Here is a 13,506-nt window from a genome sequence, read left to right as displayed (position 1 = left end):
CCTGAGGTTAGTACAAAGATTTGACTGTAGTAATCTGGTACTACTATGTTACCATCTGGGGTAGCACTTATAGTTACACTATCTCCTGTTAAGGTTACTGTATCGGCATCGGCGGTTAACGTTCCTGCATCGGCTGTACAAAATCCTAAGGTTGCTGATATACCTGTTACATCTAAAGCTGCACATAAATTGTTAGCTGCTAGTAGGGCTAAAACATCTCCTCCTGTTGTCTCTCCGAAAGTGACAACACCTAAGTCTAAAAAGTTAGCACTATCTGGTCTGCCATCGTATACCAATGTATGCACTGTATATTTTCCTCCTTCTTGTACTGTAAAATTAGGTGTTGCATTAACTTGTTCTATAACTAGATCATCGCCGGAAGTTAATACAAAGATTTTACTGTAACCCTCTGGAACAACTACATTGTCGTTTGGAATAGCTTCAATACTACCTGTCCCTCCTCCTGTAGATGCTGAAATACTACTAAACGTTCCTGCATCAGCTGTACAAATTGGTTCGTGATCTTCTCCAATAGTAATTACTACCTTTATGGTGTCACATTTAAAACCAAAAGCATGGTCGAACTTGTATAAGTTCGCCATAATTTCAAATGTTCCTGTTCCAAGGTGCCAAGACCCATTACCTGCTGGAAAGGTATAGGGTAAAATATTCTCAATTATGTTATACGATTGGTGCGTTTCTAAATTTACTACGGTATATTTAGCGCTTTCCGAATACCCATCAACATTTAGATTGATGTAAAAATGTTCTGGTAAATCATTAATATTGTAAACACCATTATTTTCAAGACTTACTACTTCATGACCATTAGAGAACTCGAGTCCTGTAATATGACCACAATTAGTATTTGCTGAAAGATTAAGTGAGAACAATAAAAATGCAAAAAAAGATAATAAAATTGATTTGGGGTTTTGGAAGGATAATTTTCTCTTCATTTTTTTTCTGTTTATGTTTTTCGTTATAAAGTTAAACAAAACATACTCATGCTTAACTTTTTTTTAGATTATTTAAACAAAAATGAGTTAAATAACAATTATTCACTTTTTTTGAAAGATTTTTCTTTTAAATGAATAAGTTAAAAGAGTCGAATTATAAAGAAGAAAGCAATCAGAAGTATTATTTGTTTAATTAGACTTACTTCGATAGTTTACTGATTTTCAAAAGGAAGGAATAAGAGTCCCATCAATAAACTTATTACATTATACTACAAAACCGAAAAGAGTTAAATCTCTTAAGGTAATTAGTTTATTTTTAAGTATTATTTAGAAAGTAGCGATTGATACGTTTACATACGGTTTGGTACATCGATACCCAAAACGCTAAATGCATTTTTAATGGTATTGGCTACTGTATTAGACAATTGTACTCTAAATAGTTTTTCATTATGATTATCTGCTCCTAAAATAGATACATTTTGATAAAAAGAATTAAACTCTTTTACTAAATCATAAGTATAATTTGCAATTATTGCAGGACTATGCTGTTTAGCTGCATTTTGGACTACCTCAGGAAATAACTGTATGTATTTAATTAGTTCTCGTTCTTTATCATGGAGAGATATATTTAAATCAATCGATTCAGAATTTGATATGTCAGCTTTTCGTAATATTGATTGAATCCTTGCATAAGTATATTGTATAAAAGGTCCCGTATTTCCTTGAAAATCTATAGACTCTTTTGGGTTAAACAAAATACGTTTTTTAGGATCTACTTTTAAAATATAATACTTTAATGCACCAAGACCTATGGTTTTGTAGAGTTGTTGTTTTTCTTCATTTGAATATCCGTCAAGTTTACCCAACTCTTCTGAGATTTCTTCAGCAGTTTTTGCCATGTCATCTATAAGATCATCTGCATCAACTACTGTTCCCTCTCTACTTTTCATTTTTCCACTGGGCAAGTCTACCATTCCATAGCTTAAATGGTATAAGTTTTTAGCCCATTCAAAACCTAATTTTTTCAAAATTAAAAACAGTACTTTAAAATGGTAATCTTGCTCATTTCCAACTGTATAAACCATTCCTCCAACATCTGGATAATCCTTTACACGTTGAATGGCTGTACCTATATCTTGGGTCATGTAAACCGCTGTTCCGTCTGCTCTTAATACTATTTTTTTATCAAGACCATCTTCTGTTAAGTCACACCAAACTGATCCATCTTCTTCCCTTTTAAACACTCCAGATCTTAAACCTTCAGCAACAAATTCTTTTCCTAATAAATAGGTATTACTTTCATAATAAAGCGCATCAAAATCAACACCTAAATTTTTATACGTTTCATCAAAACCTTTATACACCCAACCATTCATTTTTTCCCAAAGTGCTACTATTTCTTCATCTCCAGCTTCCCACTTACGAAGCATTTCTTGAGCTTCTAATAACATTGGTGCTTCTTTCTTGGCTTCTTCTTCTGATTTACCTTCAGAAATCAAACTTTGAATCTGTTTCTTGTACTCCTGATCAAACTTTACATAGTAATTACCTACTAATTTATCTCCTTTAAGCCTAGTACTTTCAGGGGTTTCACTATTACCAAAACGTTTCCACGCTAGCATACTTTTACAAATATGAATCCCTCTATCATTAATAATCTGGGTTTTATACACTGTCTTCCCAGAAGCTTTCAAAATTTCAGCAACACTGTACCCTAAAAGGTTATTTCGGATATGTCCCAAATGTAATGGTTTGTTGGTATTAGGAGATGAATATTCTACCATGATAGATTTGTCATCTTCATTTGAATTTATAAAACCATATTTTTCTTCATTCTTAATGCTTTCAAAGAAATTTAAATAATAGGCGTCGCTTATTTCAATATTTAAAAACCCTTTTACAACATTAAAACCTTTTACCTCATCAACATTTTCTATAAGATAATTTCCAATAGCCTCTCCTATTTGTACAGGATTACCTTTTATAAAGCGTAACATAGAGAAAATAACTACAGTAATATCTCCATCAAATTCCTTTCTTGTGGCTTGAAATTCAATTGACTCTAACTGCGTTTTATACTGCTCTAAAACTGCTTTTTTAATTTGATTTGATAAAATATCTTGAAAGCTCATCCATACTAATTATTAGGCGGCAAAGATAGAAAGATTTTAATCCATTTTCTAAGAATTGTCTCTAGGTATTGATTAGTAGATTTAACATGGAATTTAGATGTTTCTAAAACTAAATTAACATAGTATAATTTAGGTGTGCATTTCATCGACAAAAGTGTCGTTTTTCTATGTTTTTTGCACTTAATCTATTCGTCGATTTTTTCAAAAAAAACACCTCGCTCTTTATCTAATTTTTTGGTAGAAAAACCCATAAATTAGAATATAAAAAGGCTTTTTGCAACTTTTGTTTCCCGAAGCTATTATTAACAAAGAATTGATCTTTTACATAATCTAAAAAAGACAACTTGATTTCCCTCAACCAAGCTTCTTTAAATAATCGCTTTGTAAAAAGCTATAGTTAAAACGCTGATATGAGGAGAAATATTACTCTCATTTTACTTCTTCATGTGTTTTTTGGTTTTACTCAAACCAAAGAACTAGACAGCTTATCTATAACTTTAGGTTTTGAAACCAACGATTCTCTTAAAGTTGATACATCTCTTAAAATAATAAAAATTCTTTACGATTCTGAAGATTTTGAACGTGCTCTTAAATACATAAGGCTAAGTGATCAACTTTCTACTAGTATTAATTACCAAAAGGGTATTGCGAAAACCACCTACTATAAGGCATTGATTTATGCTGAAAATAATGATTATATAAATGCCATGGATGGCTATACCAAAGCCAAGGCTCTATTTAATAAACTTAAAGACACTCTAAACATAGCTAAAGTTAATAACAGTATTGGCTTAATTGAAATGGAGCGCGGCAACTTTAGTAAGGGATTACAATATTCTCTATCTGCAATACAAGAATTAGAACGTAGAGGGTTGAGTCATGAACTACGTTCGGCTTACACAAGCCTTGGAGAAACCTATTACAAACTTGATGTAGTAGATAAATCTATAGAGTATAATTTAAAAGCATTAGATATTCAAGAGCAATTAAATGATTCTACAGGCATTAGTAATTCTAGTTTACTTCTAGCTGAATTATATTCTAAATCTAAAGAACACAGAAAAGCTATTGAATTTTATGAAAAAGTCTTAAATAGTGTAAATGGCAAAACTGATTCTATTAGAAGTAATGTTCTACCTAAATTAGGTGGGGAATATTTAGAATTTAACGATTATACATCAGCAGCGAAATACTTGATACAAGGCTTATCGCTAAACAGAAAATATAAGAATGAGGAAAATTTAGTAACTACTCTAAATAATCTTGGAAAACTAAATTTAAATCAAGGAAGATTACGCACTGCAGGACAACAAATATTTGAAGCTGGAACTTTAGCGAAAAAGTTAAAAAATAACGAAGAGCTTCTTAGATATTATGGCTTAATGAAATCTTTAGATTCTACCACTAGAAGATTTGATAGAGCTTTTGTTTGGCAACGCAGGTATTATAACTTAAGAGACAGCCTTAACAAATCTAAAATACAACCTCAATCAAAAATTGCTGATGTTAATACAAAAGATTTAAGCTTAAATTTTGATCGAAAAGATATTAAACCTGAAACTGGTACTAATGTATCGATTGATATTGAACAAGAAGATAAACTTCGTAAATTTAAACTCTTCTTCTACATTCTTTTAGGCATACTGGCTATTGTATGTATATTTTTGGTTTTAATATATTTAAAACGAAATAATAGTTTAAGGCATGTACACGAACTTGAAGAGAAAAATCTAAAAATACAATTACAAAACGAGGCTTTTGTTGAACAAACACAACACTTAGAAAATGTTAATAATGTAAAAGACAAATTGTTTTCTATAGTTTCTCACGATTTAAAAGATTCTCTGTCTTCTATTAATGGGTTTATTGATTTACTAAAAGATGGTTCTTTATCAAGAGAAGAGTTTGACAATTTAATACCTGAATTAAGTGAAAATGCGAATAATGCTTCATTACTTTTGTTCAATTTGTTAAACTGGTCTAAATCACAAATGCAATCTCTTAAACCTAGCCCTAGTCTATTTGATATTCAAGAGGTATTTGAGGAGAAGATAAAACTTGTAGAACAACGTTTAGAAAGTAAAGGTATTGATCTTGTAGACCACTCGCTTAGAGACTTTGCTTATGCTGACAGAAGTATGATTGAGATTGTAATTCAAAATCTGTTAGCCAATGCCTTAAAATTCTCTAGAAAAGGAGATAAAATAACGGTTTCCAATCATATTAGTAATGGTAGTTGCATTATAAGTATTGCGGATACTGGTATAGGTATACCAAAACACAATTTAGAAAAACTTTTTAAGAGCAATACTTATTCTACAATGGGTACCAATAATGAAAAAGGTACTGGTCTTGGCCTTTCTATTTGTAAAGAACTAGTAGAACTTAACGGTGGAAAAATTTGGGTAGAAAGTACGGTTAATGTAGGAAGTACATTCTATGTACAATTACCCAAGTCTAAGCCTAATGGCGATTAAAAACATTTAAGTTTTAGGTAAAAATACTTCAGCCATCATACAACGAGCACTGCCTCCTCCACAGGTTTCTATAACATCTAAACTACTAGATATAATTTTACAATGTTTTTCAATTTTGCCAATCTGTGCTTTGGTCAGTGAATCATAAGCCGATTGACTCATAATCAAAAATAATTCGTCATTATGCCCTCTTAACTGTAACATATTACCTGCAAAACTTTCGACTTGTGCTTCAGTAATATCTATAATTTCCTTTCCACTAGACTTTAAGTGATTAATGACATTTTTCCGTTCTTTTTTATTATCAATACAACTTAAACAAATCACAGCAAAAGTTTCTGCTATACACATCATCACATTTGTGTGATAAATGGGTTTACGCACTTCTTCTACTGTTTGGTTTGCTGTAAACACAATTGGAAAATACTCAAAGTCTTCACAAAACTCTATAAACAAATCCTCATCTGCCCTAGGAGACAATGCACAATACGCTTTTTTGTTTACACGATCTAATATAATACTACCTGTTCCTTCTAAAAAAATAGCTTCTTCTTCAGCTGAAGTATAATCGATAATATTATATATTGTAAAGCCTTCGGATTCTATGGATGTTAAAATGTCCTCTCTTCGTTCCAAACGACGATTCTCAGCAAACATAGGATATAAGCCTACATCTCCATTTTCATGAAATGATATCCAATTATTTGGAAAAATTGAGTCTGGGGTATCGGTTTCAATTCTATCATCAACCACAATTACTTTAATATCTATGCTGCGCAGCTTTTTTACATAGGTATCAAATTCTTGCTGAGCTTTTGTATTGACGGTTTCTGGTAATAGATCTTTAACTTCATTTTGGTAGTAGTTATTGACTGCAGTTTGTTCATTCATCCTGAAATTTACAGGACGTACCATTAATATTGTATTTGTAGTTTGTAACATATTAAGCACTATTAATCCCTAAACAATGGCAAAGTAGTACACCGCAATAATCCTTCCTGTTTTCCAATTTCTGCATAAGGTACTTCTTCTACTTTAAAACCTTGATTTCGCAACCAAGTATTTAATCTTGTGAAACTTTTTTCAGAAATAATTACATCATCTGAAATGGAAAATACGTTACTGTACATATCATACATTTCTTCTTTATTAATTTCAAATACATTTTCTTTTCCGAAGAAATTTATCAACCATTCATACTCGTTTTCAATTAAAAATCCGTTTTTATGTATAATTGCTTTTCCTTTCCCTAAAGGATTGAAACAGCAGTCTAGGTGTAATGCATTTTCACGTGGATTAGTATTTGATTTTCTAAGCTCAAATGCCTTAACCTTTTTATTTGGAAACAATTCTTGAATTGCTGTGACAGCTTGAATATTTGTACGCGCTGTAATTAGATCTGGGTAATCTTCTCCAGAATAAGTACCCATAAAAATATAATCATTCCATGGCATTACATCTCCGCCTTCTACATGACAATTTTCTGGAAGGATAATACGCTTATCTTCTGACACTTGATTCCAAATATAATCAATTGCATGTACCTCTTCCTCTCGATGTGGTAATATATTAGCCTCTATCATTACATCTTCAATAACAAAAGCAATATCTCTTGAAAATATCTGATTACAATCTTTTATAAGGTCTGGTCTATAAACTTCAACTTCATATTTTTTAAACACTTCTAAAACAGCCGCCATCTCATTAACCATATCGGCTTCTTTAGGATATGTGCCCGCTTTTATATGTTCTATACTTTTAGGATCGTAACAATCTTCTATTTTTGGAATAGGACCATTACTTTCTGCTATACCAAGAACTACTTTTCGTAATCTAGAAGTTTCGTTTTGTATATTAAGTTTTAGCATATTGTAAATATAAAAAAGCTTCATAACAACTAAGTATGAAGCTTTAATATATTTTTAAAAGTGCTTGCGTATTATCGCTTATCTACATCAACAAATGCTCTTTCTGTTGCACCGACATATACTTGTCTTGGTCTACCAATAGGTTCTTTACGTAAACGCATTTCTCTCCATTGTGCAATCCATCCTGGTAAACGACCTATAGCAAACATTACTGTAAACATCTCTGTAGGTATACCCATTGCTCTGTAGATAATACCTGAATAAAAATCTACATTAGGATATAGTTTTCTATCTACAAAATATTGATCTTCTAAAGCTTCTTTTTCTAAACCTTTAGCTATATCTAATATTGGGTCTTCAATACCTAAATCATGTAAAACTTGATCTGCAGCTTTTTTGATAATCTTAGCTCTAGGGTCGAAGTTTTTATATACACGATGACCAAAGCCCATTAATCTGAATGGGTCATTTTTGTCCTTGGCCTTTGCCATATACTTTTTAGTATCTCCACCATCAGCTTGTATAGCTTCCAACATTTCTAAAACTGCTTGATTAGCTCCTCCATGAAGTGGACCCCATAATGCAGAAATACCTGCAGAAATGGAAGCAAATAAACCTGCATGAGATGAACCAACAATTCTCACTGTAGAAGTAGAACAGTTCTGCTCATGATCAGCATGTAAGATTAGTAATTTATCTAAAGCATCAACTAACACTGGATTTTGAATATAACAACTATTAGGTTTTGAGAACATCATTTTTAAAAGGTTCTCTACATAGCCTAGGGTATTATCTCCGTAATCTAATGGTTGTCCTTGCTTCTTTCGCATTGTCCATGCAACTAATACTGGCATTTTACCTAGCAATCTAACTACAGACTTATACATATCTTCCTCTGATTCTACATTTACTGAGGATGAATTAAATGCCGTTAAAGCACTAGTTAGAGAGGAAATAACTCCCATTGGATGTGCCGCCTTAGGAAATGCATCTAAAATCTTTTTTACATCTTCATCAACTTCAGATTGCGCCTTAATATCGTTATGAAATTTATCATTTTGCTCTTTGGTAGGCAATTCTCCAAATATCAATAAATATGCAACTTCAAGAAAGTCAACTTTTTCAGCAAGTTCGGCAATATCATAACCACGATATCTTAAGATACCTTTTTCTCCATCTAGAAATGTAATAGCACTTTCGCATGATCCTGTATTTTTATAACCTGGATCTATTGTTATTACACCATTGGTTACAGCTCTCAATTTTGATATATTAATCGCTTGCTCATTCTCGGTTCCTTTTATGATTGGAAACTCATGTTTTTCTCCATTAATCTCTAGAATAGCGGTATCTGACATATGATTTTTAGTTTATTTTTTTCGGATTGCTAAATTACAAAATATCCCTCGATTTTAAGAAGTCTGTAAGCAAAGGTTTTGTTAATTTATAAATCGATAAAATCAATGCCAAAAAAAGCAATTAGCTTAAAGTTTATAGCCTTTTGTTTAAAAATTTACAATTCCAACAACTACTTAGCTTTTAAATAGTAAAATAAGTATTATTACTTAGAACCAATTGTTAAATAAATAATCCATTTTCTAGCTAAAATTTAAGCTAAACTTCATCAGAATTTAATTGTGAAAGTCTCAACTATGAACCAAATTAATATTCATGCTTTTTGATAACTAATAAAATTATGACAAAAAAAATCCTGTTATCATTTTACAATAACAGGATTTAATTGATAATTTATAAATATGTATTTACTTCACTTTAAAAGCATTTTCTCCAGGGAAATATGCTACAGACCCAAGTTCCTCCTCTATACGAAGTAATTGATTATATTTTGCCATACGATCTGAACGAGATGCAGAACCTGTTTTAATTTGACCTGTGTTTAGCGCCACTGCCAAATCTGCAATCGTATTATCTTCAGTTTCTCCAGAACGATGAGACATTACAGAAGTATATCCAGCATTGTGTGCCATATTAACAGCAGCAATAGTTTCTGTTAAAGAACCAATCTGGTTTACTTTGATTAAGATTGAATTTGCAATTCCGTTTTCAATACCTCTAGATAAACGTTCTACATTGGTTACATATAAATCATCTCCAACTAACTGCACTTTATCTCCAACTTTTTCTGTTAACGATTTCCATCCATCCCAGTCATTTTCATCCATTCCATCTTCAATAGAAATAATTGGATATTTATCGCATAGCTCTGCTAAATAAGTAGCTTGTTCTTCTGATGTTCTTACAACACCTGTATCGCCTTCAAACTTAGCATAGTTATATTTTCCATCTTCGTAGAATTCAGCTGATGCACAATCTAATGCTATCTTTACTTCGTCTCCAAATTTGTATCCAGCATTTTCAACAGCTTTACCTATGGTCTCAATAGCATCTTCTGTTCCGTCTAAAGTTGGCGCAAAACCACCTTCATCTCCTACAGCAGTACTTAAATTTCTATCATGTAATACTTTTTTCAAATGGTGGAAAATCTCAGTTCCCATCTGCATAGCATGTGTAAAGTTTTTTGCTTTAACAGGCATAACCATAAATTCTTGAAATGCAATTGGTGCATCACTGTGAGAACCTCCGTTAATGATATTCATCATTGGTAATGGTAGTGTATTTGCTGATACACCTCCAACGTAACGGTATAGCGGCATGTTCAATTCATTAGCAGCAGCTTTAGCTGCAGCTAAAGACACTCCTAAAATAGCATTTGCTCCAAGTTTAGATTTGTTTGGTGTACCATCTAAATCAATCATCATTTGGTCTATTAGGTTTTGTTCAAAAACAGAAACTCCTATTAGCTCTTCAGCAATTGCGGTATTTACATTTTCTACTGCTTTTAAAACGCCTTTTCCCATGTAAGTATCTCCACCATCGCGAAGCTCAACTGCTTCATGCTCTCCTGTTGATGCTCCTGATGGAACAGCAGCTCTACCTAATACACCGTTTTCAGTGATAACATCTACCTCTACAGTTGGGTTACCTCTTGAATCTAAAATTTGTCTTGCGTGTACACTAACTATTACGCTCATAATTGGTTTGTTTTTAATCTTTTATTGCCTTACAAATTTAAGGCTTAAAACTGTTTTATTTACTAGCTTTTATCATAAAATGACAAAAAGAAAGCTATAACGTTTTAGTACACCATAGCTCTATTTTATATGATATTATTCTACTGTTGATAATTTACTTTTCTTTATATTCTCAACAAATTGATCGAATAAGTAAGACGAGTCATGTGGTCCTGGGCTTGCTTCTGGATGATATTGTACTGAAAATACATTTTTATCTTTCATAGCTAAACCTGCTACAGTATCGTCATTGAGATGGATGTGCGTAACTTCCAAATCTCCATTTGCTTCTGCTTCCTCTCTATTTACTGCAAAACCATGGTTTTGCGAAGTGATTTCTCCTCTTCCTGTAATGAGATTTTTTACAGGATGGTTGATACCTCTGTGCCCGTTATACATTTTATATGTTGAAACACCATTTGCTATTGCAATTACTTGATGTCCAAGACAAATACCAAACAATGGTAAATCTCTTTTAATAATTTCTTTAGCAACTGCTTGAGCTTCTACTAATGGTTCTGGATCTCCAGGACCATTTGATAAGAAATATCCATCTGGATTAAAGGCTTCTAAATCTTCAAATTTAGAATTGTATGGGAATACTTTAATATAACAGTCTCTACTAGCAATATTCCTTAAGATGTTCTTTTTAATTCCAATATCTAAAGCTGCAACTTTATATGTTGCATTTTCATCTCCAAAATAATACGGTTCTTTAGTTGAAACTTTACTTGCCAACTCTAAACCTTCCATACTTGGTACTTCAGCCAATTGTTTTTTAAGACCTTCTACATTATCAACTTCAGTAGAAATCACTGCATTCATTGCTCCGTGCTCTCTAATATAGCTTACCAAAGCTCTGGTGTCTACATCTGAAACTGCTAGAAGATTATTTTTATCTAAAAAATCTTCTAAAGAACTATCTGCTGCCGGACGTGAATAATCATAACTAAAATTCTTCACAATTAACCCTGCAATTTTTATAGAATCTGATTCTACTTCTTCTTGATTGGTGCCGTAATTACCAATATGTGCATTGGTAGCTACCATTAATTGTCCGAAGTACGAAGGATCAGTGAAAATTTCCTGATATCCTGTCATACCTGTGTTAAAACACACTTCCCCAAAAGCGGTTCCTTGCTTTCCTCCTACTGCTTTTCCATAAAAAATTGTACCATCTGCAAGTAGAACGATGGCATTTTGTTTCTTTTGATATTTCATTTAATTCAGATGTTTTTGTTCTGCGTTAGGGATTGAGGCATTTGTTGAAGCTCTTTTTGTGTTGTTGCACCTATGCAACATAAAAAAGCGACTGCCGAAAGCCCGACCCGACCATAGGAGGGGAACGCCAAAAAGTTTTACAAAAATTCAAAAAAAAAGGATAAACTAAAAATAGTTTATCCTTTATATATTAAATGCTTATTAACATTTATTCTTCCTCTTCGTTAGTTGATTTTGTTTCAACTGGTGCAGCAGCGGCTACAGCCTTACTACCACCTCTTCTACTTCTTCTAGTAGTTTTCTTAGCTTTTTTACCAGCGTTGTAGATTTCGTTGTAATCTACTAATTCAATCATTGCCATATCAGCGTTATCACCTAAACGATTACCTAACTTAATGATTCTGGTATAACCACCTGGTCTATCTGCTACTTTGGTTGCAACATCTCTAAATAACTCAGTAACTGCTTCTTTTTGTCTTAACTTACTAAAAACAATACGTCTGTTGTGTGTTGTATCCTCTTTAGATTTTGTTACTAAAGGCTCTACAAACTTCTTTAATGCTTTAGCTTTTGCAACGGTAGTGTTAATACGTTTGTGTTCTATTAAAGAACATGCCATATTAGCTAACATTGCTTTTCTGTGAGCAGTTTGCCTTCCTAAGTGGTTGAATTTTTTTCCGTGTCTCATGACCTTTGTTTTAAACTTCTATCTTGCTACTACACTCTTTTTGAGGAGCAAATTATAGAAGAGTTGATTAATTTAATCTTTATCTAATTTATATTTACTTAAGTCCATTCCGAAGTTAAGCCCCTTAACATGTACTAGCTCTTCAAGCTCTGTTAAAGATTTCTTACCAAAGTTACGGAACTTCATTAAATCGTTTTTATTGAATGATACTAAGTCTCCTAAAGTATCTACTTCTGCAGCCTTTAAACAGTTAAGCGCACGTACAGATAAGTCCATATCGATAAGCTTTGTTTTTAATAACTGACGCATGTGAAGTGATTCTTCATCATAAGTTTCAGTTTGTGCAATTTCATCCGCTTCTAAAGTGATACGCTCATCTGAGAATAACATGAAGTGGTGGATTAAAGTTTTAGCTGCTTCGGTTAATGCATCTTGAGGCGTAATTGAACCATCTGTAATGATTTCAAAAACTAACTTCTCATAATCCGTTTTTTGTTCTACACGGTAATTCTCAATGCTATACTTAACATTTTTTATTGGTGTGTAGATAGAATCAGTAAAGATAGTTCCCATTGGTGCAGAAGGTTTTTTATTTTCTTCTGCTGGCACATAACCTCTACCCTTTTCTATAGTGATTTCCATATTGATGCTTACTTTAGGATCTAAATTACAGATAACTAATTCTGAATTTAATACTTGGAATCCTGATATGAACTTCTGGAAGTCTCCTGCTAATATTTGCTCTTGCCCTGAAATTGAAATTGAGATAGATTCATTATCTATATCTTCTATTTGTCTTTTAAAACGAACTTGTTTTAAGTTTAGGATGATTTCTGTTACATCTTCAACTACTCCTGCGATTGCAGAAAATTCGTGATCTACACCTTCAATTCTTACTGAAGTAATTGCAAATCCTTCTAAAGAAGATAATAATACTCTTCTTAACGCATTACCAACTGTTAAACCATAACCAGGTTCTAAAGGTCTGAATTCGAATTTACCTTCGAAATCAGTAGAATCAATCATGATTACTTTGTCGGGCTTTTGAAAACTAAATACTGCCATTTGTGTG

General features: G+C 32.4%; 10 protein-coding genes. 1 reads left to right on the top strand and 9 read right to left on the bottom strand.

The window, feature by feature from the left end:
• Together EYD46_RS14590 and argS are read right to left on the bottom strand one after the other, a co-directional pair.
• The coding region (locus tag EYD46_RS14590) for a hypothetical protein (protein WP_206662896.1) at positions 1-956 on the bottom strand (956 nt) is incomplete at its 3' end.
• A gap of 350 nt (positions 957-1,306) precedes the next feature.
• Positions 1,307-3,088, bottom strand: a complete 1,782-nt coding sequence (argS, locus tag EYD46_RS14585) for an arginine--tRNA ligase (protein WP_130937912.1) — start codon at positions 3,086-3,088, stop codon at positions 1,307-1,309.
• A gap of 410 nt (positions 3,089-3,498) precedes the next feature.
• Between argS and EYD46_RS14580 the strand changes: the two genes are divergently transcribed.
• Complete coding sequence (locus EYD46_RS14580) at positions 3,499-5,565, top strand: tetratricopeptide repeat-containing sensor histidine kinase (protein ID WP_130937911.1); 2,067 nt, start codon at positions 3,499-3,501, stop codon at positions 5,563-5,565.
• A 6-nt stretch (positions 5,566-5,571) separates the two neighbouring features.
• On the opposite strand, the gene ctlX is transcribed toward EYD46_RS14580, so the two are convergent.
• From ctlX to EYD46_RS14545, 7 genes are all read right to left on the bottom strand, one after another.
• Complete coding sequence (ctlX, locus tag EYD46_RS14575; protein ID WP_130937910.1) at positions 5,572-6,507, bottom strand: citrulline utilization hydrolase CtlX; 936 nt, start codon at positions 6,505-6,507, stop codon at positions 5,572-5,574.
• A gap of 11 nt (positions 6,508-6,518) precedes the next feature.
• Complete coding sequence (locus tag EYD46_RS14570) at positions 6,519-7,433, bottom strand: dimethylarginine dimethylaminohydrolase family protein (RefSeq protein WP_130938147.1); 915 nt, start codon at positions 7,431-7,433, stop codon at positions 6,519-6,521.
• 71 nt (positions 7,434-7,504) lie between these two features.
• Positions 7,505-8,791: a citrate synthase gene (locus EYD46_RS14565; protein ID WP_130937909.1), complete on the bottom strand. Its 1,287-nt coding sequence runs from the start codon at positions 8,789-8,791 to the stop codon at positions 7,505-7,507.
• A gap of 405 nt (positions 8,792-9,196) precedes the next feature.
• The gene (gene eno / locus EYD46_RS14560; protein ID WP_130937908.1) at positions 9,197-10,486 is read right to left on the bottom strand and encodes a phosphopyruvate hydratase; all 1,290 of its coding nucleotides are present in this window, start codon (positions 10,484-10,486) and stop codon (positions 9,197-9,199) included.
• Between the two features lie 135 nt (positions 10,487-10,621).
• On the bottom strand, positions 10,622-11,746 hold the full coding sequence (carA, locus tag EYD46_RS14555; RefSeq protein ID WP_130937907.1) for a glutamine-hydrolyzing carbamoyl-phosphate synthase small subunit: 1,125 nt from the start codon (positions 11,744-11,746) through the stop codon (positions 10,622-10,624).
• A 208-nt stretch (positions 11,747-11,954) separates the two neighbouring features.
• Positions 11,955-12,434, bottom strand: coding sequence for a 50S ribosomal protein L17 (gene rplQ, locus EYD46_RS14550; RefSeq protein ID WP_130937906.1), 480 nt, complete (start codon positions 12,432-12,434; stop codon positions 11,955-11,957).
• A 72-nt stretch (positions 12,435-12,506) separates the two neighbouring features.
• Positions 12,507-13,499: a DNA-directed RNA polymerase subunit alpha gene (locus EYD46_RS14545; protein WP_130937905.1), complete on the bottom strand. Its 993-nt coding sequence runs from the start codon at positions 13,497-13,499 to the stop codon at positions 12,507-12,509.
• Positions 13,500-13,506: the final 7 nt, after the last annotated feature.

This window comes from Hyunsoonleella pacifica (genome assembly GCF_004310335.1).
Classification (GTDB): domain Bacteria; phylum Bacteroidota; class Bacteroidia; order Flavobacteriales; family Flavobacteriaceae; genus Jejuia; species Jejuia pacifica.
This window is presented reverse-complemented; position numbering and strand designations above follow the sequence as displayed.